Annotated in this window: 39 protein-coding genes; 3 read left to right on the top strand and 36 right to left on the bottom strand. The window is 44.4% G+C overall.

All coding sequences use genetic code 11. The features are described 5' to 3' along the window. Window positions 1–211 (top strand): transposase (locus H6G97_RS22530; RefSeq protein WP_190942894.1); only part of this gene is annotated, 211 nt, incomplete at its 5' end. 118 nt (window positions 212–329) lie between these two features. Here the strand turns inward: H6G97_RS22530 and H6G97_RS22535 are convergent. From H6G97_RS22535 to H6G97_RS22550, 4 genes are all read right to left on the bottom strand, one after another. Continuing rightward, window positions 330–743, bottom strand: a complete 414-nt coding sequence (locus H6G97_RS22535) for a hypothetical protein (protein ID WP_242055107.1) — start codon at window positions 741–743, stop codon at window positions 330–332. A gap of 247 nt (window positions 744–990) precedes the next feature. Then, on the bottom strand, window positions 991–1,701 hold the full coding sequence (locus H6G97_RS22540; protein ID WP_190942895.1) for a DUF4336 domain-containing protein: 711 nt from the start codon (window positions 1,699–1,701) through the stop codon (window positions 991–993). A gap of 109 nt (window positions 1,702–1,810) precedes the next feature. Beyond that, window positions 1,811–2,098 carry a DUF29 family protein gene (locus tag H6G97_RS22545; protein ID WP_190942896.1) on the bottom strand — a complete coding sequence of 96 codons (288 nt, stop codon included), beginning with the start codon at window positions 2,096–2,098 and terminating at the stop codon, window positions 1,811–1,813. 235 nt (window positions 2,099–2,333) lie between these two features. Next, on the bottom strand, window positions 2,334–2,696 hold the full coding sequence (locus tag H6G97_RS22550) for a helix-turn-helix domain-containing protein (protein ID WP_190942897.1): 363 nt from the start codon (window positions 2,694–2,696) through the stop codon (window positions 2,334–2,336). Between the two features lie 240 nt (window positions 2,697–2,936). On the opposite strand from H6G97_RS22550, the gene H6G97_RS22555 reads away from it, so the two are divergent. Further along, on the top strand, window positions 2,937–3,383 hold the full coding sequence (locus H6G97_RS22555) for a hypothetical protein (RefSeq protein ID WP_190942898.1): 447 nt from the start codon (window positions 2,937–2,939) through the stop codon (window positions 3,381–3,383). 9 nt (window positions 3,384–3,392) lie between these two features. Here the strand turns inward: H6G97_RS22555 and prfA are convergent, their stop codons facing one another. From prfA to rplC, 31 genes are all read right to left on the bottom strand, one after another. Continuing rightward, a complete protein-coding gene (gene prfA, locus H6G97_RS22560) occupies window positions 3,393–4,490 on the bottom strand; it encodes a peptide chain release factor 1 (RefSeq protein WP_012410696.1) in 1,098 nt (365 codons plus the stop codon). Window positions 4,491–4,594: 104 nt separating this feature from the next. Continuing rightward, window positions 4,595–4,837: a 50S ribosomal protein L31 gene (rpmE, locus tag H6G97_RS22565; protein ID WP_190942899.1), complete on the bottom strand. Its 243-nt coding sequence runs from the start codon at window positions 4,835–4,837 to the stop codon at window positions 4,595–4,597. A 182-nt stretch (window positions 4,838–5,019) separates the two neighbouring features. Beyond that, complete coding sequence (rpsI, locus tag H6G97_RS22570) at window positions 5,020–5,436, bottom strand: 30S ribosomal protein S9 (RefSeq protein WP_190935522.1); 417 nt, start codon at window positions 5,434–5,436, stop codon at window positions 5,020–5,022. Next, complete coding sequence (gene rplM, locus H6G97_RS22575) at window positions 5,436–5,897, bottom strand: 50S ribosomal protein L13 (protein ID WP_012410699.1); 462 nt, start codon at window positions 5,895–5,897, stop codon at window positions 5,436–5,438. The genes rpsI and rplM overlap by 1 nt, the downstream gene beginning before the upstream one ends. Before the next feature lie 122 nt (window positions 5,898–6,019). Continuing rightward, a complete protein-coding gene (truA, locus tag H6G97_RS22580; RefSeq protein ID WP_190942928.1) occupies window positions 6,020–6,868 on the bottom strand; it encodes a tRNA pseudouridine(38-40) synthase TruA in 849 nt (282 codons plus the stop codon). A 139-nt stretch (window positions 6,869–7,007) separates the two neighbouring features. Next, window positions 7,008–7,358, bottom strand: coding sequence for a 50S ribosomal protein L17 (gene rplQ / locus H6G97_RS22585; protein WP_100901254.1), 351 nt, complete (start codon window positions 7,356–7,358; stop codon window positions 7,008–7,010). A gap of 31 nt (window positions 7,359–7,389) precedes the next feature. Beyond that, complete coding sequence (locus H6G97_RS22590) at window positions 7,390–8,337, bottom strand: DNA-directed RNA polymerase subunit alpha (protein ID WP_094349104.1); 948 nt, start codon at window positions 8,335–8,337, stop codon at window positions 7,390–7,392. A 311-nt stretch (window positions 8,338–8,648) separates the two neighbouring features. Continuing rightward, window positions 8,649–9,044 carry a 30S ribosomal protein S11 gene (gene rpsK / locus H6G97_RS22595; RefSeq protein ID WP_069070761.1) on the bottom strand — a complete coding sequence of 132 codons (396 nt, stop codon included), beginning with the start codon at window positions 9,042–9,044 and terminating at the stop codon, window positions 8,649–8,651. Between the two features lie 54 nt (window positions 9,045–9,098). Continuing rightward, window positions 9,099–9,479 (bottom strand): 30S ribosomal protein S13, encoded by a 381-nt coding sequence (rpsM, locus tag H6G97_RS22600; protein WP_094328449.1) that lies wholly within the window; start codon window positions 9,477–9,479, stop codon window positions 9,099–9,101. Window positions 9,480–9,594: 115 nt separating this feature from the next. Continuing rightward, window positions 9,595–9,708, bottom strand: coding sequence for a 50S ribosomal protein L36 (rpmJ, locus tag H6G97_RS22605; protein WP_015129703.1), 114 nt, complete (start codon window positions 9,706–9,708; stop codon window positions 9,595–9,597). A gap of 117 nt (window positions 9,709–9,825) precedes the next feature. After that, entirely contained in the window at window positions 9,826–10,050 is a 225-nt protein-coding gene (gene infA / locus H6G97_RS22610; protein WP_006276978.1) for a translation initiation factor IF-1, read from the bottom strand. 177 nt (window positions 10,051–10,227) lie between these two features. Next, the gene (locus H6G97_RS22615; RefSeq protein WP_190942900.1) at window positions 10,228–10,782 is read right to left on the bottom strand and encodes an adenylate kinase; all 555 of its coding nucleotides are present in this window, start codon (window positions 10,780–10,782) and stop codon (window positions 10,228–10,230) included. A gap of 2 nt (window positions 10,783–10,784) precedes the next feature. After that, window positions 10,785–12,095, bottom strand: a complete 1,311-nt coding sequence (gene secY / locus H6G97_RS22620; protein WP_190942901.1) for a preprotein translocase subunit SecY — start codon at window positions 12,093–12,095, stop codon at window positions 10,785–10,787. Window positions 12,096–12,169: 74 nt separating this feature from the next. Continuing rightward, window positions 12,170–12,613, bottom strand: a complete 444-nt coding sequence (gene rplO / locus H6G97_RS22625) for a 50S ribosomal protein L15 (RefSeq protein WP_190942902.1) — start codon at window positions 12,611–12,613, stop codon at window positions 12,170–12,172. A 187-nt stretch (window positions 12,614–12,800) separates the two neighbouring features. Continuing rightward, a complete protein-coding gene (gene rpsE, locus H6G97_RS22630; protein ID WP_190891248.1) occupies window positions 12,801–13,328 on the bottom strand; it encodes a 30S ribosomal protein S5 in 528 nt (175 codons plus the stop codon). Window positions 13,329–13,421: 93 nt separating this feature from the next. Then, the gene (gene rplR / locus H6G97_RS22635; protein WP_099101131.1) at window positions 13,422–13,784 is read right to left on the bottom strand and encodes a 50S ribosomal protein L18; all 363 of its coding nucleotides are present in this window, start codon (window positions 13,782–13,784) and stop codon (window positions 13,422–13,424) included. Window positions 13,785–13,786: 2 nt separating this feature from the next. Further along, a complete protein-coding gene (gene rplF, locus H6G97_RS22640) occupies window positions 13,787–14,335 on the bottom strand; it encodes a 50S ribosomal protein L6 (protein WP_190942903.1) in 549 nt (182 codons plus the stop codon). Window positions 14,336–14,417: 82 nt separating this feature from the next. After that, window positions 14,418–14,819 carry a 30S ribosomal protein S8 gene (rpsH, locus tag H6G97_RS22645; protein ID WP_094349096.1) on the bottom strand — a complete coding sequence of 134 codons (402 nt, stop codon included), beginning with the start codon at window positions 14,817–14,819 and terminating at the stop codon, window positions 14,418–14,420. A 20-nt stretch (window positions 14,820–14,839) separates the two neighbouring features. Beyond that, on the bottom strand, window positions 14,840–15,388 hold the full coding sequence (gene rplE, locus H6G97_RS22650; RefSeq protein WP_104906405.1) for a 50S ribosomal protein L5: 549 nt from the start codon (window positions 15,386–15,388) through the stop codon (window positions 14,840–14,842). A gap of 125 nt (window positions 15,389–15,513) precedes the next feature. Next, entirely contained in the window at window positions 15,514–15,867 is a 354-nt protein-coding gene (gene rplX / locus H6G97_RS22655; RefSeq protein WP_118167584.1) for a 50S ribosomal protein L24, read from the bottom strand. Further along, complete coding sequence (rplN, locus tag H6G97_RS22660; RefSeq protein WP_069070772.1) at window positions 15,867–16,235, bottom strand: 50S ribosomal protein L14; 369 nt, start codon at window positions 16,233–16,235, stop codon at window positions 15,867–15,869. The genes rplX and rplN overlap by 1 nt, the downstream gene beginning before the upstream one ends. 46 nt (window positions 16,236–16,281) lie before the next feature. Beyond that, window positions 16,282–16,530, bottom strand: coding sequence for a 30S ribosomal protein S17 (gene rpsQ / locus H6G97_RS22665; protein WP_094349093.1), 249 nt, complete (start codon window positions 16,528–16,530; stop codon window positions 16,282–16,284). Between the two features lie 6 nt (window positions 16,531–16,536). Continuing rightward, on the bottom strand, window positions 16,537–16,764 hold the full coding sequence (gene rpmC, locus H6G97_RS22670; protein ID WP_190942904.1) for a 50S ribosomal protein L29: 228 nt from the start codon (window positions 16,762–16,764) through the stop codon (window positions 16,537–16,539). Between the two features lie 3 nt (window positions 16,765–16,767). Then, on the bottom strand, window positions 16,768–17,193 hold the full coding sequence (gene rplP / locus H6G97_RS22675) for a 50S ribosomal protein L16 (protein WP_069070775.1): 426 nt from the start codon (window positions 17,191–17,193) through the stop codon (window positions 16,768–16,770). An 80-nt stretch (window positions 17,194–17,273) separates the two neighbouring features. Continuing rightward, window positions 17,274–18,056, bottom strand: coding sequence for a 30S ribosomal protein S3 (gene rpsC, locus H6G97_RS22680; protein ID WP_190942905.1), 783 nt, complete (start codon window positions 18,054–18,056; stop codon window positions 17,274–17,276). Between the two features lie 53 nt (window positions 18,057–18,109). Further along, window positions 18,110–18,466, bottom strand: a complete 357-nt coding sequence (gene rplV, locus H6G97_RS22685) for a 50S ribosomal protein L22 (RefSeq protein ID WP_190942906.1) — start codon at window positions 18,464–18,466, stop codon at window positions 18,110–18,112. A gap of 136 nt (window positions 18,467–18,602) precedes the next feature. Next, window positions 18,603–18,881 (bottom strand): 30S ribosomal protein S19, encoded by a 279-nt coding sequence (rpsS, locus tag H6G97_RS22690; protein ID WP_012410721.1) that lies wholly within the window; start codon window positions 18,879–18,881, stop codon window positions 18,603–18,605. Between the two features lie 107 nt (window positions 18,882–18,988). Next, entirely contained in the window at window positions 18,989–19,852 is an 864-nt protein-coding gene (rplB, locus tag H6G97_RS22695) for a 50S ribosomal protein L2 (RefSeq protein WP_190942907.1), read from the bottom strand. Between the two features lie 123 nt (window positions 19,853–19,975). Beyond that, window positions 19,976–20,290, bottom strand: a complete 315-nt coding sequence (locus H6G97_RS22700; protein ID WP_190942908.1) for a 50S ribosomal protein L23 — start codon at window positions 20,288–20,290, stop codon at window positions 19,976–19,978. After that, window positions 20,283–20,921, bottom strand: coding sequence for a 50S ribosomal protein L4 (rplD, locus tag H6G97_RS22705; RefSeq protein ID WP_069070797.1), 639 nt, complete (start codon window positions 20,919–20,921; stop codon window positions 20,283–20,285). Before rplD ends, H6G97_RS22700 begins: the two co-directional genes overlap by 8 nt. A 148-nt stretch (window positions 20,922–21,069) precedes the next feature. Next, window positions 21,070–21,702: a 50S ribosomal protein L3 gene (gene rplC / locus H6G97_RS22710; RefSeq protein ID WP_190942909.1), complete on the bottom strand. Its 633-nt coding sequence runs from the start codon at window positions 21,700–21,702 to the stop codon at window positions 21,070–21,072. 1,033 nt (window positions 21,703–22,735) lie between these two features. On the opposite strand from rplC, the gene ndhN reads away from it, so the two are divergent. After that, window positions 22,736–23,212, top strand: coding sequence for an NAD(P)H-quinone oxidoreductase subunit N (gene ndhN, locus H6G97_RS22715; RefSeq protein ID WP_190942910.1), 477 nt, complete (start codon window positions 22,736–22,738; stop codon window positions 23,210–23,212). Between the two features lie 126 nt (window positions 23,213–23,338). Here the strand turns inward: ndhN and H6G97_RS22720 are convergent, their stop codons facing one another. After that, window positions 23,339–26,596, bottom strand: a complete 3,258-nt coding sequence (locus H6G97_RS22720) for an efflux RND transporter permease subunit (protein ID WP_190942911.1) — start codon at window positions 26,594–26,596, stop codon at window positions 23,339–23,341. Between the last annotated feature and the right edge of the window lie 12 nt (window positions 26,597–26,608).

Genomic DNA, 26,608 nt, shown 5'->3' on the forward strand with positions numbered 1-26,608 from the left:
GGATGTTTATCGCTGGCTCTGGAGCGTTGTTACACGCTCTGAAGAACAGAAAGGATTTGTTGTCCTGCCAAAGCGTTGGCTAGTTGAGAGAACTTTTGGTTGGTTCAATTGGTGTCGCAGACTCAGTAAGGACTATGAGATTTTACCTGAAACGACAGAGGCTTTTATTTATATTGCAATGATTCGTTTAATGTTAAAACAGCTTGCGTAGCCAAAATCACCTCCTCAAAACTTTTCAGACATCCTCTTAGAGAAATTCTTGAAACAGCCGATAAAAGATAATGTCTGTTTTCACAATTTTATATCAATTGAAAACTTTGATTTGCCGTTCATGTGTTACTTGTTTCTTCAGAACCATCTCGCACTTTCAGCAATTGCTCTTTCGCCATACCTAATATACGTGAAAGGGGCGCTAATAAACTATCATCAAATGTTTCTCCAGCATAAATATTATTCAGTTCAGTGGGAGATAATTTAAAGGTATCGCAGAATTTAGCAAACTCATGGTTACTCAAATCAAGCTCTTTTTGCCTATCATGAAGTAAGACTGCGATCGCTCTAGTTCCATGCTTTGGACGCTCACTAGTTTTTATATATTTTTCCATTAAAAAATTGATTTTTCTGGTATCGCCGCCAATTTTCTTAATTAAATCAGTACAAGCCATTTTTAGCGCTTTCTTTAAAACTTCTTCATTTAAAAACTTAATAATTTCACTGGCATATTCTGGTTTAAAAAATACCACCAAATTACCTTAATGATAAACTGGTATATAAGGATTATTCGTTTCAAGTTGCCAATCTAAAGGCTCATTGCGTAGCGACATAGCTGCACCCATAAATATTTTAAGATTGCACTATTTTAAAACCATTTATTCCTTAACTGCCAGTAGTTCTATTTGATCTGATGGTTAATAATACGTATTATTCATCAGGGATCAAAACTCGCTTGTGCTGAAACTATTTCCCTCAAAGCTGCTGTGGTGCGTGGTTTTAAAGAGATTCCCCTAAAAACCACTCGTACCCTTCTTTAAACTGCTTTTTCGCATCATGCTCTACAATGCTGCCATGAGCCACAATAACTCTTCTAAAGTCCCATCGCAGTACCTTTTGAACTGATTGTTTAACCTTCTCCTTTTCTTGAGTAGCCAACTGTTCTAACAATGATGGTCTAAGTTTCTTGTACCCTCCCATTATTCTGGATACTAATTTTGTTGTCATTGGGAAAGTTTCATCAAAGTAAAAAGCTGTGTCTGTCAAAACCAAAGTTTGACTTTCAGCATGAAAAAAAATATACTCATTTAAAGGTAATGCTCCACTTGGAAGAAAGGTTTTGAACCCTTCAAATAATAAACATTCAAGTTCGCCTAAAAGATTTTCGCCATTATCCTCTAATGCTTGATCAATAGATATCTCAGGTCTTTTAGCCTTCAATGCTGATACAGCATAGACCTTTGCTTGAGGATAGAGAGCCTTAAAGTTAGATAAGAACAGATAATGAAAAAGATTTGGGGCAATAATATACTTAACATTTCCAAGCTGATTGAGTTGTTCAGTAGTTTCGTTATCAACTTGGATCGGAGAGATAACAGCTAATTCACCATTATTGAAACGAATTACCGTCATTCTTGTACCGACACTCAATCCAAAATACTTTAACGGTTGCTCGGCGATCCAAATATTCTTATCAATTTTTCTGAGCATAACTAATTCTAGCAGTGGCTTTGAGCGTTTATGTGTGGCGAACTGACAAGGCTCAATAGTTGATTCTGTATTAAATTAAAAACTTAATAATGCAGAAAAATTGTAGTAATTATCCTTCCCAGTCTTGACGAGTATCGCACAGAAAATTGTCTGCGTAGGCGTAGCCCGTCGTAGACATCGCATTATCAAATAAATACGGGCAATGCTCTGGAAAAGCTCGTAATGGTAAGTTAGTTTCTCGTAGCGCCAAATCGATTCCCGCTTCAAAGCCATCTAACAAGGCTTCTTCTTGCAGGTGTTGCCAGTCTAGTTCCATAACTAGCCTCTGTTCTAACGCTTTAGCCTGCTGCTGTGTCCAGCCATAGAAATCTTGGTCATACAAAAAAGGTTTGTCCATAGAGTTGAATCTTGACAGCAAGAAACCACGAGCTAGTTTGAGCCAAATAAACGAACCACAGAGACACAGAGAACACAGAGGGAGAAGAGATAGAGAGAATTTTTGCGTTAGTTTTGGGATATTGTTTTATTTGGAAGTCCCCTAATTCGCCCTTAAAAAACTTAATTACGTTAGCGTAGCGGTAGCGAGTCCGCGAGCGTCATTACGAATTACGAATTACAAATTATTTTAATATTCAACTTGCCTTCGCTTGATCCCCGGATGCTTCAGCCACAGCAGCCAATCTATCTGCCGCAGCTTGGACGATTTGAGCCACTTGAGCCAAAGGCATGTGCTTGATTTGTCTAAGAATCAGACTCAAATCTGAGGTTTCTGGAATTGGCTTACCATCAATGCAGCTAATTAACTCTTCCATTGTGTAGCCTGCTTTCGATGCGATTCGAGCCAAATTTTCTGTATCTGGCACCTTCACACCTTTTTCCCACATCTGAACAGCAGTAGCAGATACCCCCAAAAGCTTACCAAATGCTCGCTGACTCATTGAACCGCGAGCTAGTTTAATGATTTCAATCAGTTTTTGTTTGCTTTCGATCTTCACTGCTTATATAGCTAGCCAACTTTATTTACAAGTTTACTTTCAATAATACAAGTTTACTTTTATATTGACAGCCTTGTGTTTTAGTACTAAACTATATCTCTGGTTGTAAATTGGCAACTACAGGCATCAAGCTAGTAGAATAACCCATCTATCTTTAACCAACCCAAAAAACTTAGTTTGCTACGGCGCTTGTGCTAGTAGCTAGACTTTGCTGCGAAGAAATAATATCGAAGGTGCATCATGTTTCGCAAGCCACGCAAAATTAACCAATATCGCCGCAAAGGTAAAAACTTTATAGCCACTAATAAAATTAAACCAGAGCAGTGGAACATTTCTGACGCAGAAACCAAAGAAGCTTTAAAAGTTAAAGGCTACGATGTTAAGCAAATCAAAAAAATCCACCTTCTAAAGCATCAAGTGTGTATTTCCTATTGGGATGTAAAAGGCAATATATGCAGCAGCTTTTTTAGCTATCGGATTTTTGCGCGTTGGCAAAAGGAAGTAGAGAAATTAATTTATACCTGTCAAACCCTGAGAGAATGGGCGAAGCTAAACTACGTTATGAAGTATGAATTTGCCTATTACCATTATCCCAGTGAAATAGAAGATGCACTCGACACGACATTAGAAAACCACCTGTGTCTGTTAAAAACAACAGAACAACAAGTGATTTTACAGTATATTTAAGAGCAAAAATTAGTTAGCGGCAGAAGTCGCTAACTCTGCGAGACGTTCTTGTTGGTCTAGAGATATACAAGATTGGATAAGTGTCTCTAAATCACCATCCAAAACAGGGGTAAGGGAATAATTCTGACCTAACCGATGATCGGTAGCGCGGTTATCTTTATAATTATAGGTGCGAATTTTTTCCGATCGCGATCCTGTACCAACCTGCGATCGCCGCATGGAAGTAACAGCCGCTTGTTGTTCGCCTAACTTGATGTCATACAACTTCGCCCGCAGAATTTGCATCGCCCGTTCTTTGTTTTGCAACTGGCTGCGTTCTTCTGTACAGAAAATGCGTATTCCCGTCGGTTTGTGCATCAAGTCAACGGCTGTTTCCACCTTGTTGACGTTTTGTCCACCAGCACCACCAGAACGGGCTGTAGTCATTTCAATATCTTTCGGGTCAATGTGAATTTCCACATCATCCACCTCTGGCATAATCGCCACGGTAGCTGTGGAAGTATGAACCCGTCCCCCAGATTCAGTTGCCGGCACGCGCTGCACACGATGCACACCAGCTTCAAACTTTAGCTGGCTGTAAACATCATTACCTTTAATTTCCAGAATGACTTCTTTCCAGCCACCCATTTCTCCACGAGATTCGCTCACTAGAGAAACTTTCCAACCTTGAGTCTGAGCATAGCGGGTGTACATCTGCATCAAATCGCCAGCCCAAATGCTTGCTTCATCGCCACCAGTACCAGCGCGAATTTCCAACATGATATTCTTTTCATCATTGGGGTCGCGTGGTAGCAGTAAGACTTTCAAGCGAGACTCTAAATGTTCTATTTTTTCTTCAAGTTCTTTTACTTCCAGTGATGCCATTTCTTGCAACTCTGGATCACTCGCAGATTCTTTATAAACCTCACGCGCTCCGATCAAGTCTTCTTGGGCTGTTTTCCAAATTTCATAAGTATTAACTACCTCTTCCAAAGAAGAACGAGACTTAGCAATTTCTTGATACTCATCAGGATTGCTAGCGGTATCGGGGTCGCCAAGACGACGTGTTAATTCATTAAAAGTTTGTTCAACGGATTTTAGTTTGTCCAGTAAGTATGATTCAGCCATGACGATTGCGATCGCTCCTTAAAAAAATAACAAATTGGCTCGAGCATATAAATGAAAATCGACCCAGCTGATGCAGGGCCGTCGTTAACAGCAGAGCCAACCCGCTAGTTTTTGTCTTGTTCGTCGCCAGATGTTTGAGTGCTACTCATACCGTACTTGCGGAGGAAGCGCTCTACTCGACCTTCAGTGTCAATAATCTTCTGAGTGCCGGTGTAAAATGGGTGATTTCCAGACCAAACATCTACATGCAATTCTGGCTTGGTAGAGCCAATGGTCATAACAACTTGACCGTTGCAGTAAACTTTAGCATCTGGATACCACTTGGGGTGAATATCAGCTTTAGCCATTGTTCTTTTTGTGATGAATCTATATCAATTATAACTTTCAGGTTTCAATTGGAGCTAGAGATTGGGGACTGGGGACTAGGGACTGGGGGCTGGGAAAGATGGAAACAACGGACTTTTCCCAAGACTCAATTCTCAATACCTAATCTCCAATATCCAGTACCCAATACCCAGTTCCCAATCGCTTATCGCTTAGAGTACTGAGGTGCTTTCCGAGCTTTATGTAAACCATATTTCTTCCGCTCTTTTGCTCTCGGATCACGAGTCAAGTAACCTTCGGTTTTCAAAGGTGGGCGGTTGTCTGGGTCTAGTTGACACAAAGCACGAGCAACACCCAAACGGACAGAATCAGCCTGTCCGGTCAAGCCGCCGCCTTCTGCTTTTACCAAAATGTCATATTCGTTTTCTAATCCCAGAGTTTCCAGGGGTGCTTTAATTACTCCCAGGTAGTTGGGGTTAAATTGGAAATACAAATTTCCATCTTTACCGTTCACAATCAGTTGACCGGTGCCTGGAACCAAGCGTACCCGTGCTACTGCGTTCTTACGACGGCCAGTACCCCAGTATACGGCGCGACCGCTATTAGCATCTGCTACTACCATTAATTTTCTTCTCCAGGAATTGTACTAACTTTTAGTTCTTTAGGTTTTTGAGCATCATGGGGATGCGTAGGCCCAGCGTAAACTTTCAGCTTGGTGAACAACTGCTTACCGAGGCTATTTTTAGGTAGCATACCTTTAACAGCTTGTTCTAAAATCCGCTCTGGTATACGGTCTTGCAGTTTAGCGAAAGTTTCGGTTTTCATCCCACCGGGGCGACCAGAATGGCGGCGGTAAAGCTTTTGAGTGCGCTTTTTGCCTGTAACTGCTACTTTCTCGGCATTGATGACGATTACGAAATCACCTGTATCTAGATGAGGTGTATATTCGGGTTTCTTTTTGCCTCTCAATACCTGGGCAATTTCACTAGCGAGGCGACCGAGGCGTTTATCGGTGGCATCTACTATGTACCACTCACGCTCAAGGGTTGCTTGAGAAGGAAGGTATGTTTTAACTGTTGTCATTTGTCATTTGTCCTTTGTCATTTTTAATTTGTCATTTGTCATTTGTCTTTTGTCCTTTGTCTCTTGTCCCTTGTCAGTTGTCGTTTGTTATTCACTAATGACCAATGACTAATGACCAATGACTAAGAACCAATGACTAATGACTCTTGACTAGTGACGAACTTTGGCAAGGTGTCGTACCAAATCTCTTTCGGAAAGGGAAAATCGGGATAGCCGACTCGCAACAAGCACAAGCCTTGAGGCGGTGCGGCATATTTCACTTCTTCTCGGCGTTCTTCTTTCCAGAGTTCGGTGAAGCTAGAAAGTGTTCGTTGTCCAGAACCTACTTCTACCAGCATCCCTACCAACAGCCGTACCATGCCATACAAAAATCCATCTGCCTGTATTTCAATATGGATAAATGGCCCACTGCGACGACACTCTGCTGCTTGCACCTCTACCCAGGAATGCGATCGCTTTGAGCCTGCACGGTGAAAAGCAGCTAAGTGATGCTTTCCTAAAAGAGGTTTCAAGGCAGCTTGAATTAAAGATTCATCCAGGGGTGCATAATAATAATGCCAACTGAAGGGTCTTACAAACAAGTTAAGCCGATCTTCAGTATATATTGTGTAGCGATACCGTCGATAAGCTGCACTAAAGCGAGCGTGCCAACGGTTATCTACACTAGTTGAAGCCCTGATTAATATATCTGGCGGCAGATAGCCATTTAGGATTGTTGCCCACTTGTGAGGCGGAATTAAACCTGTTGCTTCAAAATGGGCTACTTGAGCAGCAGCATGAACTCCAGAATCGGTTCGTCCGGCACCATGTAGTGTTACATGATACCCAAGATTAGTAGCGATCGCTATTTCTATCTCTTCTTGGACAGTCCGTTGTTTTTTTTGCCGTTGCCAGCCATGAAAATGAGTGCCCAGGTATTGGATTACCAAGGCTACTCGATGAGTTTGTGTAGGCTGGTGGCTTTCTAACATACAGATTTCGTCTTTTGTCATTTGTCCTTCGTCATTTGTCCTACCCTACGGGAAGCCGCCAAAGGGCGTCTATGTCAGTTGTCCTGTGTTATTCACTAATGACCAATGACTAATGACCAATAACCAATGACTCAATGACTTAAACCAATTCAATTATTGCCATTTTTGCATTATCGCCCCGACGGGGTACGGTATGCAGGATACGGGTATAACCGCCCTGGCGATCGCCATATCGAGTTGGAGCTTGCTCAAATAGAGCGTGAACCAGTTGTTTATCGAAGATATAGCCAAGAGCTTCCCGGCGTGCTGCCAAGGAGCCATTTTTAGCTAAAGTAATCATTTTTTCCACTTCACTTCGTAGAACTTTCGCTCTAATTAAAGTGGTGGTGATCTTACCATGACGGATCAACTCGGTGGCGAGCGATCGCAGTAAAGCACGGCGTTGATCGGCTGGTTTACTGAGTTTTTTGACGCGACAACGGTGACGCATAATTATGCACTATGAATTATGAAGGTTTTTCTTAAGGGTGTTTAGAGCCTCTTTCCATTGGCAGTGTGATGCCCAAGCGTCGCTGCAAAGCTTCCACGACTTCTTCTGCTGACTTCTGACCAAAGTTCTTAATTTCTAAGAGGTCTTCTTGGGTATAATCCAACAAATCTGCCACAGAGTTAACTTGTGCCCGTTTGAGACAGTTATATGCCCGCACAGAAAGTTGCAACTCTTCGATGGGTATCTGGGCAGTTGGATCGTCTGGAATATCGGAACCTGTGTCTGTTGGTTCTAGGGAGATGTCTTTCAACGGGTTGAATAAATCTACCAAGATTGCAGCGGCCGAAGATAGTGCTTCTTGAGGAGAAATACTGCCATTTGTCCAAACTTCCAACAGTAGTCGGTCTTTTGGAATCAAGCCTTCCCCGCGAGATTCTTCAACACTGTAGTTGACTTTTCGCACTGGCATAAAGATTGAGTCGATTTGCAGAAAGTCCAACGATGTGGCTTCCTCACGTCCGCGCTCTACAGTGCGATAGCCTTTACCTTTCTCGATCCGAAATTCCATTTCCAGCTTTCCACCCTCAGCGATGGTGGCTACATACTGAGTCTGATCGATGACTTCTACTTCACTGGGCAAATCAAAATGCGCCGCAGTGATTGTTGCTGGCCCGCTAACGAGTAATCTACCAATTTGGGGCTGCGAGGAATAGTTTTTTAGGATAACTTCCTTCATTCTCATGAGGATTTCCAGCACATCTTCCCGCACGCCCGGAACTGTGGCGAACTCATGTGAAACGCCCGCAATCCGCACTGCTGTAACTGCTGTACCTTCTAGGTTGGACAGTAAAACCCGCCGCAGTGCGTTGCCAACAGTTGTTCCTTGACCGCGTTCTAGAGGTTCCAATACAAATTTACTGTAATGGTTCCGACTTTCTTCGGTATTCGACTCTACACATTCAATTTGAAACTGCGCCACGGATGAGCCTCCCTTTTTCTAAGGTGCTGCTAGCAGACAAATCAATTGCCTCCAGAATTGAATTTATGTCCTGTAGATTATTAGGTCTATCAAACTATTAGTATAAAATTACGGTATAGTTTGACACTCCCATTCAGCTTGCAGGCGCTAATAATATTTTGGGTAGCCTGAAGTTTAACAGCTTTCCCAGCGGGAAAATCTGACACGCTTCTGGTCGCCCAAGCTTTAACTCAATGACAGTTTGAACGTTAGACGCTCAAGCGGTCATTGCTGGCTGTAACTTTTCGTCCTCACTGCCCAAGTTTTGGTATTTAAACTCGACGGCGCTTGGGTGGACGACAACCATTGTGAGGAATTGGGGTAATATCCCGAATCAGCGTAATTTCTAGTCCTGCTCCCTGAAGCGCCCGGATAGCGGTTTCTCTACCTGCTCCTGGGCCACTGACCATTACTTCAATTTGGCGCATTCCTTGATCGATAGCTCGACGGGCTGCACTTTCAGCAGCGGTTTGCGCTGCAAAGGGAGTTCCCTTTTTTGCTCCCTTAAAACCGCTAGAACCAGCGCTAGCCCAGGAGATGACATCTCCATTTTGATCGGTAATGGTGACAATGCTATTGTTGAAAGTAGACTGGATGTAGGCCATTCCACTGGGTACATTCCGTTTCTGCTTCTTGCTCCCGGTTTTTTTAGTTGGTTGTCTCGCCATACTTGTTTAGTTGATTTAAGGTAAAACTTGCTCGGATTAACAAGCGTTGCAAAATTATTTCCCTGGAGCCTTCTTCTTCCCGGCCACTGTCTGCCTTCTGCCTCTACGGGTTCTGGCATTAGTGCGAGTTCTTTGGCCTCTGACTGGTAAGCCCATACGATGACGGCGACCTCTGTAGGTACCAATGTCAACTAAGCGCTTGATGTTCAAAGACTCCAAGCGCCGCAAGTCGCCTTCAACTTGATAGTTGGTTTCTATTTCCCCTCGTAGGGCTGTTACATCGGCATCACTTAAGTCCTTAACGCGGGTGTCTGGGTTCACACCAGTTGCCGCTATAATTTCTTGAGCGCGTGATAATCCAATTCCGTAGATGTAAGTTAGACCGATCTCGACGCGCTTATCGCGTGGAAGGTCTACTCCGGCAATACGTGCCACAATGAACTCTCCCTATTGTTGTCGCAATTACTGTTGGTTGGAAAAACGTGATTAATCGCGTCTTTTCGTTTTAATGATGATATGCGTGTTACAACTCACTCTGTTGATAAGAGCGTTATCCTTGACGTTGTTTGTGCTTGGGGTTCACGCAAATCACCATAACGCGACCACGACGTTTGATCACGTTACATTTTTCGCAAATTTTCTTGACTGAGGCTCTAACTTTCATGCCTTTTATTTTTTGACTCCAAATATAAAATTATAGCATTTCTAGGGGAATTAATCCAGTTAAATGACTCATAAACAGTCAAAAAAATGGTTTTATGGTAAAATTCTCTACATATACTTACTTCTTTCGTAGTCGATAGGTAATTCTGCCTTTGGTCAAGTCGTAGGGAGTTAACTCCACCTTGACGCGATCGCCGGGCAAAATCTTGATATAATTTCGGCGAATCTTGCCGGAAATGTGAGCTAGCACGTTAAAGCCATTGTCCAAGTCAACGCGAAACATCGCATTGGGCAAGGACTCTGTAACCGTGCCTTCCATTTCAATCAAATCTTGCTTAGACAATTTGTTTTTTCCTCAACTCAACAATTTCGTGTTCAGTTGCAGCGCTTCATCTGCAAAGAAACACATTTTAAGAAATATATCAACAGTTTATTAATATATCTTAGCTAAAATTGATCTTCTTCTTGGGAGCGGTGAGGGGAGAGTGGGGAATTATCTACTCCCTACTTCCCCTCTTTTTCAGGAAGCGATTACCTTTTGTAGTTCACCAGTGACATCTTCTTGGGACTGATTGCCATTGACCGTTAGGAGTTTTTTGCGATCGCCATAATAATCAATTAAAGGTGCAGTTTCAGCGCGGTACACTTCTAAACGACGACGAATCACCTCTTCGGTATCATCTTTTCGTCCTCTAGCAAGCAAACGTGCGATGACAATTTCATCTGGTGCATCTAAATTGACTACCCTTTCGCCACCTTGATGTATTGCTTCGAGTAACTTCTCCAAAAAAGCTGCTTGGGTCACTTTTCGGGGAAATCCATCAAGAATCCAACCATTTTTGGCATCGGGCTGATCGAGGCGCTCCTGTACCAAGTCTTCCACTAGCTGATCGGGTACTAACTCGCCGCTATCAACATAGCTTTGAGCTTTGATTCCTAAAGGAGTCTGCTCTTTCATGGCTTGTCTTAATATTTCACCAGTAGAAATATGGGGAATATTCAAGTGTTCAGCCAAAGTTTGAGCTTGTGTTCCTTTACCCGCTCCAGGTGGCCCCAAGAAGATTAATCGCGTCACTATTATTTCACCATTCCTTCATAGCGCTGAGAGATGACATAAGTTTGGACTTGTTTGGCTGTCTCAATTGCCACACCAACTAGAATTAACAAAGAGGTAGCACCTATCCCCTGGAAAGTTTTCACATTCAAAGCACTTTCTACGGCAGTGGGGATAATCGCAACAAAGCCCAAAAAGATCGCACCCAAAAAAGTGAGTCGGTTGGATACGCGTTCTATATATTCGCTAGTTGCCTTACCGGGACGAATTCCAGGAATACTAGAACCCATTTTCTTCAAGTTCTGCGCTACATCTACTGGATTGAGAATCAACGAAGAATAAAAGTAGCTGAAGAAAATGATGGAAACCATGTATACCAAGGCATAGACCCAGGAGCTAGAACCACTTGGACTCAAATAAGTGTTAACTATATTCGCCAAATCGGCATTTTTAGTAAAATTGGCGATCAGCAGTGGCAAACTGAGGATGGCAGCAGCAAAAATAATTGGCATTACGCCGCCTTGATTTAGCCGCAGGGGCAGATAGCTGCGCTGCTCTGCTAAAACTCTCCGACCTACTTGGCGACGAGCTGAAATAATTGGGATACGGCGCATTCCTTCTTGAACAATCACAATACCAACAATTGTTGCTAGGAAAACTAAGATCAGTACGATCACCCGACCTACTGTTTCCCGACCACCTACTTGTACCAAGTCGATGGTATCGCCTAAAGCTTTTGGTAATGAAGCAACAATGTTGACAAAAATCAACAATGATGCGCCGTTACCAATGCCTCGTTCTGTAATTAGTTCTGATGCCCACATCACGAACATAGAACCAGCAGTCAGAGCGATCGCAGTTTCAGCGACAAACAGGGGCCCTGGCTTCAAGGCGAATTGCTGGAGGAATAATGCCGAAAAAGCTGTACTTTGAAGAATTGCCCAAACTACAGTGACATAGCGGGTAATTTGCGATATTTTTCGCCGACCTGCTTCACCTTCATTTTTCTGTAAATTTTCTAAAGATGGAATTGCCGCAGTGAGCAATTGGATGATAATAGACGCATTAATGAAGGGCAAAATTCCTAAAGCAAAGACTCCCAAAGTGGAAAGTCCTCGCCCGGAAAATATATCCAATAAGCCGAATATGGAATTACTGCCCGATATGGCTTCAGCAAATCTCGGTCTATCAATCCCTGGCACGGGTAAGAAAATACCCAGGCGAACTAAAATTAAGATACCAACGGTGACAAGCAGCCTACCTCTTAGCCCGGCTGCCTGCGCCATCTGCATAAAAGTTTCTTGAGCCGTTGGGGCTTTATCTCGACTGATCATAGAGTGCTACCTTTATAGTGAACCAAGCACTGGCAGCGAGTTGGCTTGCATTTAAGTGCGCTGTTCCGGCTCACTCATAAGACTTCACAACTACCACCAGCTGCCTCAATTTTGCTACGAGCTGAAACTGTAAAAGCTGCCGCTTGTACCTTGAGCGGAATGCTCAATTCCCCGTTACCTAAAACTTTCAGTGGCCCCTTAACAGCAGTCAGGATACCTGCGGCTTTCAATGAGGTCAAAGTTACTTCCGTATTAGCGGGAAGGGAGGCTAGCTTCTCTACATTAATCGTAGTGTAAATCCTCTGATTAACAATCGGAAAGCCCTTCAGTTTAGGTAAGCGGCGGTACAATGGCTGTTGACCACCTTCAAAACCTGGTCGGGTACCACTACCAGAACGAGATTTTTGACCCCGCATACCTAGACCGGCACTAGCGCCTTGACCGGCAGAAATACCTCTAGCTACACGCTTCTTGCGTTTCTTTGAGCCTTTTTGCGGCTTAACATCATGGAGTCTCATAAGTTATCAAGTTCTCATTTGTCGTTTGTCATTTGTGAGCCAGTGCGGTCTTGGGGGTCTCCCCCATGAGTAACTGGCATTAGCGCAGCGTTAGCGAGGAACGAGCGTCACCCGAAGGGGCGTTTGTCATTTGTCATTTGTCCTTTGTTATTCACTAATGACTCATGACCAATGACTAATGACTAAATTAGATGTAGAGATTTTGAATAGGAATACCGCGATCTTCGGCGACTTCAGCAAGGGTACGCAGTGTGGATAAGGCATTAACTGCGGCTCTAGCATTATTAAGCGGATTGTTAGAGCCTAGTTGCTTGGCTAAAACGTTACGAACTCCTGCTAATTCCAACACAGTTCGCACAGCGCCACCGGCAATTACCCCAGTACCAGGTGCGGCTGGACGCATAATCACTTTTGCCCCGCCACCGACACCATCAATAGGATGGGGAATGGAGTTGGATTTAGTGATTGGGATATCAATGAGGTGTTTTTTGCCGTCAGCTACGCCTTTTTTAACGGCACCGATTACATCTGAAGCTTTGCCTACTCCAACTCCAACCTGACCGCGTTCGTTACCAACGACAACGATCGCTCGGAAGCTGAGTTTTTTACCACCTTTAACCACTTTACTCACGCGTCGGATTTGGATAACCCGCTCTTGCCAAGTGGTTTCTTCTTTTTTGGCACGCTTTGTTCTACTTTTACGCTCTGTTGCCATAATTTATGCTCTGGTGAACGTCATTTGTCAGTTGTCATTTGTCATTTGTCCTTTGTCATTTGTCCAATAACTAATGACTAATGACCAATGACTTTAGAAATCTAAACCAGCTTCGCGTGCTGCATCAGCTAATGCTTTGACACGACCATGATATAAGTTACCACCGCGATCAAAGACTACTTTGGTGATACCTTTTTCTAGCGATCGCACTGCGATCAACTTACCAACTTGCACCGATGCGTCGCGGTTTGCACATGACGCTAAACTAGATTTCAACTCTGGTTCTACAGTCGATGCTGCCACGATGGTTTGATGCTGAGTATCATCAATTATCTGGGCATAAATATGCTCATTAGAACGAAACACCGCTAAACGCGGACGTTCTGGGGAGCCAATGACTTTGCCACGAACGCGTCGATGACGACGGTTTTTTGATTCTCTACGAGTAAGTTTCATTTCTACTTCTTACCACCCTTACCAGTCTTACCAGCTTTCCGTCTGACCACTTCACCGGCATAGCGAATGCCTTTACCTTTGTAAGGTTCTGGTGGACGAACGGCACGAATTTTGGCGGCTGTGTTACCGACGATTTCTTTGTCATAGCCACTGACAATGACGTTAGTGGTACCTTCAACTGCAAACTGAATTCCATCTGGTGGTTCAATTTGCACCGGATGGCTGTAACCCATGTTTAAAAGTAGGTTACGCCCTTGAAGTTGTGCCCGGTAACCAACACCTTGAATTTCTAAACGGCGCTGAAAACCTTGGGAAACTCCTTCGACCATGTTGGCAACTAAAGTGCGGCTTAAGCCGTGCAGCTGCTTTGAAGTTCGAGTTTCATCCCGACGATTTACCTGTAATATTTCTCCCTCTTGGGAAACTGAGACGTTAGGTGTGAGAGTGCGAGAAAGTTCTCCTTTCGGTCCTTTCACCACAATATTCGTACCATTGATCGCCACTTGAACTTTGGCGGGAATAGTAATTGGACGTTTACCGATACGAGACATGACTTTTTGTCCTTTGTTATTTGTCCTTTGCCTTTTGTCCTTTGTCTTTAATGACTAATGACAAATGACTAATGACCAATGACTACCAAACGTAACAAAGCACTTCGCCACCCAAGTTCTGACGCCGCGCTTCGCGGTCAGTCATAATACCACTGGATGTAGAAATAATGGCAATGCCGATGCCGCCTAGTACCCTTGGTAATTCTTTTCGATTTGAATAAACACGCAAGCCAGGCTTACTGACCCGCTTTAAGGCGGTGATCAGAGGCTGACGGTTTTTACCCTTGTATTTCAGGGAAATCACCAGATTGCGTTTTACCCCTTCTTCTGCTTCTTCGATTTCAGCAATAAAGCCTTCCTCCCGTAGCACCTTGGCAATGCTCCGGGTCAATTTTGTCGCTGGCACTTGTGTAGTTTGATGCCGCGCCAGGTTGGCATTGCGGATGCGCGTCAGCATATCTGCAATTGTGTCGTTAGCCGCCATCGTTCCCTCTATAGATGAACTTATTGATCGCGAAAGGGCATTCCTAATTCTTTAAGTAAGGCGCGTCCCTCTTCGTCGTTTTTTGCTGTGGTGATGATGGAAATATCCATCCCACGCACTTGATCGATGCTGTCGTATTCGACTTCTGGAAAAATTAGCTGTTCTCTTACACCCAGAGTGTAGTTACCGCGTCCGTCAAAGCTTTTAGGGCTTACGCCGCGAAAATCTCGAATTCTGGGTAGTGACAGGCTAACTAGTCTGTCGAAAAAGGCATACATCCGTTCTGCTCTGAGAGTAACCATGATCCCCACAGGCATCCCTTGACGAATCTTAAAGCCAGCGATCGCCTTTTTCGCCCGTGTCACTACTGGTTTTTGACCAGTTACCACGGCAATCTCGTTGATGGATGCCTCTAGTGACTTCGCATTTTGAGCTGCTTCACCCAAACCTCGGTTAATCGTAACCTTTACTAACTTCGGTACTTGATGAACGTTGGTATATTGAAACTGATTAATCAGTTTGGGGACGATCGTCTCTTGATATAAGGTTTTGAGTCTTGTTGTCGCCATAGTTTTTTGTCCTGATATCCCTGGGCTTGGTCAGGGAACTTTTATTGTCCTTTGTTATTTGTCCTTTGTCTTTTGTTATTTGTCTTTTTACTAATAACTAATGACTAATGACCAATGACTAATGACTATTTATCTAGAATCTCGCCAGTTTTCTTAAGTTTTCTGACTTTTTTGCCTTCTGAAGTAAAGGTATAACAAACACGACTGGCAACGTTTTGCTTGGTGGAATAAAGCATCACGTTGGAGCTATGAATTGGGAATTCTTGGGTAATAATTCGCCCTGATTCTCCTTCTTGCTGGGGTTTGACGTGCTTGGTCTTGATGTTGACACCTTTGACGATGACTTTACTCAGTTGAGGAAGTGCCTGGATAATTTCACCAACTTTTCCTTTGTCTTTGCCAGCAATCACTTGTACGGTGTCGCCAGTTTTGACGTGCATTTTGTGGAATACTTTGGGCGTACCCTGTTTGGTTGCCATTAAAGCACCTCCGGAGCCAGAGAAACAATTTTGGTGAAGTTTTTATCGCGCAGTTCCCGTGCAACTGGGCCAAAAACCCGTGTGCCTCTGGGATTACCGTCTTTGTTGATGATCACGGCGGCGTTATCATCAAAGCGAATGCTCATACCGCTGTCACGAGATACAGCTTTACGAGTACGGACAATTACTGCTTCTACAACATCAGACTTTTTAACAGCCATGTTGGGTGTAGCATCTTTAACAACGGCGATAATTTTATCGCCGATAAAACCATAACGGCGATTGCCTCCGCCCAAGATGCGGATGCACATTAGTTTGCGGGCACCGCTATTATCTGCGACATTCAGGTAAGTCTGGGGTTGAATCACAATTATTCTCCCTTGTAATGTTGTTAATTTTTAACAACGATGAGGTTTAAGTAGGCTTGACGTTCAGGACTTCTGTGATTTTCCAGCGCTTGGTTTTACTCAGGGGTCTAGTTTCCTGAATGCGAACGCGATCGCCTACTTTACACTGATTTTCTTCGTCGTGAACTTTATATCGTTGGGTGTTAACCACAATCTTGCCGTACTTGGGGTGAGGAGCGCGGTTTTCTATGGCTACTACCACAGTTTTTTGCATTTTATCGCTCACTACCAAGCCAACTCGTTCTTTAACTGCCATAATCTCCTACTTTTGTTCTTTAGCCGATTGACTTGCTGCCCGTTTGCGTTCTGTTTCTAGCGTCAGCAATTGGGCTAGGCGGTGGCGCAATTGTCGGAACTGATGGGGCTTTTCTAGTTGTCTGGTGGCTTTTTGCAAGCGCAACTGAAATAGTTGTCTTTTGATCGCGACAATTTCATCAGAGAGCTTCTCGTCGCTTAATTCTCTAGCTTCTGAAATCTTGGGAAGAGGCATAAGCTACTCCTGCTCCTGTGGTTGAGAGCGCACAATAAACTTAGTTTTAATGGGCAGTTTAAATGAAGCTAAACGCATAGCTTCACGGGCGATTTCCTCAGAAACCCCACCGATTTCAAACAAAATTCGTCCTGGCTTGACTACAGCTACCCAAAACTCTGGATTACCTTTACCGGAACCCATCCGGGTTTCAGCAGGACGCATGGTTACTGGTTTATCAGGGAAAATCCGAATCCAGATTTGTCCACCCCGACGAATATAACGAGTCATTGCCCGACGGGAAGCCTCGATTTGACGCGAGGTAATCCAAGCAGGTTCTTGTGCTTGGAGTGCAAAATCACCGAAGTTGAGGGTACTACCACGGCTGGCTAGTCCTTCCATCCGTCCCCGCTGTTGTTTGCGGAATTTAGTTCTTCTAGGGCTTAACATGGTTTGTCATTTGTCATTTGTCATTTGTCATTTGTCATTTGCCATCTGCCATTTACTAATGACTAATCACTAATGACGATTTATCCTTCATTTGAGCGGTCTTCAAATTGCTGGCGACGACGTTGTTGTTGACGACGACGAGGTTCCCGGTCGCGATCGCGGGGATCACGTTCGCGATCGCGGCTTGCGGGTGGTGGCGGAGTTTCTTCCTGTCCAGGAATAATTTCTCCTTTAAATACCCATACTTTGATACCCAAAATGCCGTAAACAGTTTTTGCTGTGCAATAAGAGTAGTCAATGTCAGCCCGTAAGGTATGTAAAGGTACTCTACCTTCACGAGTCCACTCTGTCCGGGCAATTTCTGCACCGTTGAGGCGACCGCTAACTTGGATTTTAATACCTTGAACACCAGCGCGTTGGGCACGTTGAATCGATTGCCGCACTACCCGCCGGAAGGAAACCCGACGTTCCAATTGTTGAGCAATGTATTCGGCAATTAGGTAGGCATCAGCATCAACCCGTTGAACTTCAACTACGTTAATCCGAATTTGACGATTACTACCCAACAATCCTTGGAGTCCGGTACGTAAGGATTCGATACCTTGTCCACCACGACCCACTACTACCCCAGGTCTAGCTGTGCGTACTTCTAAGTCGATTTGGTCAGCTTTGCGCTCAATCCGCACTTCGGAAATTCCGGCGTTGTTTTGAGCCTGTCTACCCAGCTTTTGTTCTATGTATTGACGGAGTTTGTGATCTTCTTGGAGAAGTTCTGGATAGCGATCAGGAACAGCAAACCAACGGGATTGATGTTCATGTGTAATACCCAGGCGAAAACCAACTGGATGAATCTTCTGTCCCACGAATGCTTCCTCTAAAATTTCTTACTTTACGCAATTTTTTCGTGTAAACGTGCTTATTTTTCTGGGGCGGCTGCAACAGCCACAGTAATATGACACGTCGGCTTGCGAATTTGGTAAGCTCGACCTTGCGCTCTTGGCTGGAATCGCTTTAACGGCGGCCCTTGATCGGCATAAGCTTGAGTAATCACTAGTTGAGTCCGATCTAACCCAGCGTTGTGTTCGGCATTGGCAGCAGCGCTTCTGAGAACCTTCAATATGGGTTCAGTGGCGCGATAGGGCATGAATTCCAGGATGATTAACGCTTCTCGGTAAGATCGCCCGCGGATTTGATCGAGTACCCGACGCACTTTGTAGGCCGAGATGCGGATAAAACGAGCGATCGCCTTTACTTCAGTAGTACTAGTAGCCATAATTTTCTCCAATTTTGTCATTTGTCATTTGTGAGCCAGTGCGGTCTTGGGGGTTTCCCCCATGAGTAACTGGCGAACCCAAAGGGTCATTCGTCATTTGTCTTTCAGCTCATGACTAATGACTCATGACTAATGACTACCTACCTGCTTTTTTGTCGCTTTTTCCATGACCCCTGTAGGTACGTGTCGGGGCAAACTCACCCAACTTATGTCCCACCATTTGTTCATTTACAAAAACTGGAACGTGTTGGCGTCCGTTATGAACAGCTATGGTATGACCTACCATTAGGGGCAAAATTGTCGAAGCTCGTGACCAAGTTTTAATAACTTCTTTTCTGTTATTGTCGTTGAGCTTTTCAATTTTCTTTAGAAGATGATCCGCAACGAAAGGACCTTTTTTTAGAGAACGACCCATAGTTCAATTTTGGATTTAGGATTTAGGATTTAAAAGTGAGGAGTGAGGAGTTAGGAGTGAGTAAGTTAGATTCAACTCATAACTCATAACTCATAACTTCTAACTCTTTAAGATTCACGACCACCGCGACCGCGTTTAGAAGACTTACGGCGACGACGTACAATTAACTTGCTGCTAAGTTTTTTGCGATTGCGTGTCTTCGCACCCAATGTGGGTTTACCCCAAGGTGTAACAGGACCTGATCTACCGATAGGTGCCCTACCTTCACCACCACCATGTGGGTGATCCACTGGGTTCATAACGCTACCTCTAACCTTAGGACGGCGACCTTTCCACCGATTTCGCCCTGCTTTACCTGCACTCAGGTTTCTGGCATCGGTGTTGCCTACTTGCCCAATGGTGGCGTAGCATTCGCGGCGAATCAAGCGGACTTCTCCTGAAGGCAACTTGAGAGTTACATAATTACCTTCTTTTGCCACAACCTGAGCGCTAGCACCAGCCGCACGTACAATTTGACCACCTTTACCAGGAGTGAATTCTACGTTGTGAACACTAGTACCCAAGGGAATCCTTGAGAGTGGTAACGCATTACCATCTTCAAAGGGAGCTTCTGGCCCAGAAATAATTATTGTTCCCACTTTCAACCCGTTGGGGTGAAGGATATACCGTTTTTCGCCATCTTGATAATACAAAAGGGCAATTCGGGCATTGCGGTTCGGATCGTATTCAATGGCTGCGACTTTAGCAGGAATATTATGTTTATCCCTTTTAAAATCGATGATCCGGTAAAGTTGTTTGTGTCCGCCACCCCGGCGACGACTAGTAATCCGTCCGTGATTGTTCCGACCTTTGGCGCGATGCTTTGAGGTTGTTAAGGATTTCTCTGGCTCGGTTCTGGTAATTTCCGCAAAGTCAGAGATTGTAACTTGGCGAGTGCTGGGGGTATAAGGGCGATAAGAACGAGTACCCATATTTTTAAATGCTGAATGCTGTTAGCGATAGCGGGGCGTTTAGCCCATGCTGAGTTTGAAATTTTGAGCGCTGAGTTTTGAGTGTAGTAACTCCTAACTCCTAACTCCTAACTCCTAACTTTGTTAGACTTCTGGGAATAGAACTTGTCTAATCTTGTCTTCATCCCCAGGTGCGACGGTAACAATGGCTCGCTTATATTGGGGTTTATAACCAATAAATTTACCAACACGCCGTTTTTTACGCGGTGGTTGGATAGTGTTGACTTTTACAACCTTGACCTGAAACAAGTCTTCGATCGCAGCCTTGATTTCTGGTTTAGATGCCTTCGGAATGACTTCAAAGGTGTACTTATTCTGCTCCATCAAGATAGTCGCCTTTTCGGTGACTATTGGGCGACGTACTAAGTCGGCTAGGTCGCGGGGGTCAAAGCTAGGCACTGTAGACCTCCTGAATTTTTTCTAGGGCTGATGCCGTAACTACAATTTTGTCAGCGTGCAGTAAATCAAAAACATTTAGCTGGTCGGCTGCAATTAGTTTTAAATTTTCAATATTGCGGGCTGACAAATAAACGTTATCTGTATCCGCAATCTCAGACAAAATTAACAGTGCCTTGCTTTCTGGTACTACTCCCCAACGGGCAAGCGCTGCCACTAATTCTTTGGTCTTGGGGCGAGATAGCTCAGTGCTAAATTCTTCTACCACAATTAAATCGTCAATGCGACTTACAAATGCTGTCCGCAGTGCTAAACGTCGCTCTTTACGGTTCAACTTGAGGTTGAAGTCTCTGGGCTTTGGCCCAAATATCACACCACCACCACGCCAGAGTGGTGAACGAATAGACCCTGCACGAGCGCGACCAGTACCTTTTTGTCTCCAAGGTTTACGTCCGCCACCTCTGACTTCAGCACGAGTTTTTGTACTGGCATTTCCTTGACGAGCATTGGTCAATTGTCGTACTAAGGCGCGGTGCACGATATGAGACGCTGTTTCTTCCTTGGCAACGCGCAACTCGAAGGTCGTCTCGCCGACCTGTTCTCCTTGCCAATTTTTAACTACGCTTTCAACCATCTTTGTTATCTGTCCTTTGTCCTTTGTGAGCCACTGCGGTCTTGGGGTCTGCCCAGATGAAGCATGTGGCGTCATTTGTCATTGGTCTTTTGCCATTTGTCTTTAGCCAATGACTACTGACTAATGACTACTGACTAATGACTTTTGACTATCCCACTACTTTTGCAGGTACAACACTTACTAGAGCGCCTGGTTTACCAGGAATAGCTCCCTTGATTAGCAATATGTTGCGTTCTGCATCAACTCGCACTATGGTCAGTTTGCGGATTGTGATACGTTTACCGCCTAAACGCCCTGCCATCCGCTTACCTGGATAGACACGACCTGGTGTTGTACCAGCACCAATAGAACCCGGCGCTCTGTGGTTTTTGGAACCGTGAGACATGGGCCCACGAGCAAAGTTGTTGCGCTTCTGATTCCCTGCAAAGCCGCGACCGATGCTTGTGCCGACGACATCGACAATTTGACCTGCGCTAAAAATATCTGCTTTAATCTGTTGACCTAAAGCATAATCACTAGAGCTATCAGTGTGATATTCATTTAAGTGACGCAATGCTGGGGCAGATGATTTAGCCAAATGGCCCAGTAGTGGTCTGTTTAGTGCCTTGGGTTTTACTTCGTGATAACCAACTTGAATCGCAAAGTAACCGTCGGTTTGTTTCGTTTTAACTTGTGTAACGGTGCATGGCCCTGCTTGAATGACAGTCACAGGAATGGCTACTCCTGCTTCGTCAAATATTTGGGTCATGCCCAGCTTGGTGCCGAGAATACCTACAGACACAGTAACTGGTTCTCCTTTCTACTTGCTGACCTTGGAATTGGACTCTAGAGGACACGCTTTGTACGCATCAGTTTAGGCTGGATTAGCCTGCGAAATTTGGAATGGCTTCAATAAACCGCTCCAAATGCTTTCGGACACAACAAACCGTGTCCGTACTGCTTGGTGAATCTGTTTAGCTTCACTCACTAGATCACCAGAACAGCCACAAGTCCCTTCCCATTGGGAAGGAGTAACTTCTGGAATCAATGCAAGGCGCTACAGCTTTAAGCTGTGTGCAGCAATGCTTTCGTCCAAGCAATTGCTCTGGCACTTTCTGGAGGCAGCGCTGTCGGCGGGTTTTCCGATTTTTACACGCCCATAAGACGGCTTCCCGGAGATTGGCTACTGCCGTGTTGCAGTTGGACTTAAGCGGTTTTTACCGCCCAGTATCCCTTAACTGAGACTGACGTAATGCCATGAAACCAACATTGCTGCTCAGTTTTTACTTCCTTAAATACCTTAAACTATTGTTTAAGATTTTGCCTGCTTTTTCAGAGGCATAGGAGTAAATTGACCCTGGAGTTTAGGATTTCGCTTTGCTTGTTCGTCCATAAGCTCCAATGTTGACCTGAAAGCTTTCTTAGTTTACCAGTCTATGATCAATCTGAGTTAGATTATCCAATTTGGATTTAAGTCATCAGTTTTTGATGCTAACACTAGCTCATAATGACACTAAAATGTCAACCTAATTTGCGTGTTTGGTCACAATCTAATAATATAAATTATTTATTTATGTTTGTCCAGTAATTTAGAGAGTTATTTTTGGGAAGTGGGGAAGAAGCAGTGGAGCAGGGAGCAGGAGGCAGGGCGCAAGGGGGGTGGAAAAGAGGAATTGGGGCAGGGTGCGCTTTGCAGTGGACAAAGTTTCCCTTTTCCCCCTGCTTTCCTACTTCTTCATTCGCCTCTGCCTCTTCCCGATGCCCAAAAAAATGCTTTGAATCTATCGGTTCAGGGTAAATAATAGAGATATCTAAGTGGGATAAGACGAAAATCTATGGCACTAATTACCACTGGCAACGGTTTAATCCGCGATCTGGAAAAATTTGGCGCTCTTGGAGTGTATGTACCTCTGGAAGGGGGTTATGAAGGTCGATATCAGCGGCGACTACGCGCAGCTGGTTATACTACCCTCCACATTACTGCTAAAGGACTAGGTGACGTAGCTGCGTATCTCACAAGAATTCATGGAGTTAGACCTCCTCATCTTGGGAAAAAAAGCACTGGTAGCGGTGCAGCAGTAGGTTATGTGTACTATTTGCCGCCAATTCTCAATTCTCATCTAGAACAGCTACCACCAAAGTCAAAGGGGCTGGTCTTGTGGATTATTGAAGGGCATATTCTTTCTAATGAGGAACTTGAGTATTTAACGAATTTGCCTCAGCTAGAACCACGAGTAAAAGTAGTTATTGAGAGGGGTGGCGATCGCTCTTTCCGTTGGACTTCTCTAGAAAAAACTCTGTTAGCTAGCTAACACTTACAAAACTGAGGAGTTAAAAGTGAGGAGTGAGGAGTTAAAATTTTCAAATTCATAACTCCTCACTTTTTATATATTGGCAATCATCGGTATTGCCTGCCCTATGTGCAATTTAAATGCTCATTAGTTTGTAAGTTTTTTCGTAAATCCACGCAACCGGATTAACACTGGCTTCGCCCATTTTCCACCCAGCAAATCGTGTAACAGAGTATAAAAACACGGGATGATAAACAGCGTTAGCAGTGTTGCCAAAGACAAACCTGAAAACACTACTACGCCTAATGGTTGCAGGAATTCTGAGCCTTCCCCAATTCCTAACGCTAGGGGGAACATACCTAAAACAGTGGTAATAGTTGTCATTAACACTGGTCGTAGGCGTTGAGGAGCAGCTTTCAAAATCGCAGTTTTTCGGTCAACTTTTTCCCGTTCCCGGATTTGATTGGCCAATTCCACCATAATGATGGCGTTATTGACCACAATACCCACCAGCAAAACCGCACCGACAATCACTGTCGCCCCAATGGCAGTTTTAGTAATGTAAAGTCCGAAAATCCCCCCAGCTAGAGCCAAGGGAATTGTAAACATAATTACTAACGGGTCAATCAGGGAATTGTATTGCACCGCCATAACCACAAAGACTAGAAAAGCAGCTAATCCACCTAATAGTTGCAGCGAACTTTGTAGTTGCTGATTAGATTCCGCGGCTGAACTGGGTAAGCGGCTAACACCTTCTGGTAAATCTAGACTATCTAGTACCGTACTTACCTGTTCTAGAGCGCCACTGAGGCTAGCTCCCTCAGTCAAGTTGCCAGCAATTAAGAAAACCTGGCGTTGGTTAATTCGCTGAATTTCTCCTGGAGCTTGAGCTTCAGCAATTTTGGCAACATCGCTCAAGCGGACTTGGCGATTGTTCTCCACGAATAAAGGCAACCTCTGCAATTGAGAAGCTGCTTGCACTGATTTTTCATTCAACTGTACCCGAACATCGACTAAACGGTTGCCGCGTTGCAACTGAGTTGGTACACTACCTTCGATCGCAGTTTGAATTGTTTGTCCAATATCTGTAGTAGTTAACCCCAAAGCTGAAACCCTTTCCCAGTCAGGAATAATCTGAATTTCTGGTTGGCGATCGTCTGCATCGGGACGAAACCTCGCAAGGGTGACTTGTTCTTCCAAGGCTGCTAGTACCTGACGACCAGCTTCTTCTAAAGAATTTACGTCATTTCCCTGGAGCATGACGTCAACATCGGCACCACGAAGAGGAGAGTTACTGAGAATCAAACCCCGTACTTGACCAGGGGAAAGGCGCAAGCGAATTCCTGCTAAATTTAATTTGTTTAACTCCTGGGTAAGTCGTTCTGTATAAGATTGCACATTAGTCCCCGGTTTCAGGGTAATATTGGCGGTACTTCGCAGGGGATTGGCATTGGTATTAGAACCAAACAGAGAACCACCAGATGTAGAGAAAACATATTCTGTTTCTGGTTGATTGCGGAGAATATCATCTACCGCAGCCATGACTTTTCGGTTAGTTTCTAGGGGTGTACCGGGAGGAAACTGAGCGTTTAAGTTAGCTTGTCCGGTGTTGATGCGGGGGAGAATTTCTTGGGGAATTTGCGGAGCCATCCACAAACTACCGCCACCAAAAAGGATAATAGCGATCGCTACTGTAACCAACCGCCAGCGTAATATCCCACCTAAAAAACTTCCGTATCCTCTGGTAGCAGCATCAAAGCGGCTATTAAACTGCCGCAACAGCCAAAAATTGCTCAAACCGCTAGAAAACTTCCATGCTAACAACCGAGAAGCGAACATCGGCACAACGGTGACGGCAATTAAAATTGAAGCCGCTACTGAAAAGGTGATGGTAAGGATTAACTCATTGAATAGTAGGGCGATAAAACCACCGATGAGCAAAAATGGCAACACCGCCACCAAGTTTGTACTAGTGGAAGCAATTAAGGCTGACTCTACTTCTTGGCTACTTTTTTCTGCTTGAGAAATTAGTTGCCGCGAATTCAAGCGGGTTTTATTATCTTTACCGGGAGTCATCCCAGCACCCTCGGCAATGTTCTCCAACATGACGATGGAGTTATCTACCACAATACCTACACCCAGTGCCAGACCACCCAAACTAAAAACGTTGAGAGATAAGCCAAATAGTCCCATCAAGATGATGGCAGCTAGGGTTGCTAAGGGGATAGCCAGAACAATGATGAAAGTTTGCCGCAGAGAACCGAGAAATAGGAGAACTGCGATCGCTGCTAGTGCAGTACCTATCAACCCGGAAGTGGCGACATTCGAGATAGAATTGCTAATAAACCGCGACTCATCCAAGGTAGGCGTAATAACTGTCCCTTCAGGAATTACACCAGATTGTCGGAGTTCTTCTAAGCGTTTTTTCACACCCTCGACAACGTTGATGGTGTTAGCATCCGGCTGTTTTTGGACACTGACTTTTATCGCTGGTTCCCCGTTGAGTAAGACGTAAATCCGTTGTTGTTCCGAACCATCAATAACTTCGGCAAAGTCCCGCAAATAGATGCGGCGTTTGGGAGTGGTGGAAGTAGCGGCAGAATCGGGAGATGAGGAAGATGAGGGAGTAGGGGAAGAGACTTCAAAGGAAAGATTGCTGATTTCATTGGCATTTTGGAAGCGCCCTACGGTACGGGTTAATGGCTCAGAATTCTGCCCCAAAATCCGACCGCCAGAAATATCTATGTTGCGATCTCTAAGCTGATCTAGCACATCGGTCAAACCTACACCTACAGCTTGCAACCGATCTAAATCTATATTGACCCTAACTTCTTCTTGAACTCCTCCCGATACATCTACCCCTGCAACTCCAGGTACAACACTTAGTTCGCGGACTAGTTCCTCTTCAGCAAAAACACGTAAAGCCATACCTTCTAAGGAGGGCGAAGTTAATGCCAATTCGTAAACGGGTAGCTGGGAAGGATCAACTTTAAATAATCGCGGTTCTTCGATGGTGTCTGGTAATGTACTTCTAGCCCTGTTAAAGGCAGCTGTAGCATCGTTTAAGGCTTGGTCAATATTGCCTCCCGTTTGAAAGTAAAGATCCAAATTTACCTGTCCCTCACGAGTTTGGGAGAAAATTTGGATCACACCTTCAGTAGCCGCGAAGGCTTCTTCTAGCGGCTTGGTTACTTCATCAACTGCTACTTCTGGGGAGATTCCAGGTGCTTGTATTCGCACACCAATCCGAGGATAGGTGATTGATGGTAGTAAATCCACTGGTAGCTTGAGTACAAAGAAGACACCTAACACTATTACTGCCAACGTCAGCATGAGTGTGCCGATGTGTTGGCGGATTGATATGGCACTGATACTAAATCCGCCACCGTTTTTTACTTGTTGCATTATTATCGCTGT

Source organism: Nostoc flagelliforme FACHB-838 (assembly GCF_014698065.1).
Lineage (GTDB): Bacteria > Cyanobacteriota > Cyanobacteriia > Cyanobacteriales > Nostocaceae > Nostoc > Nostoc flagelliforme_B.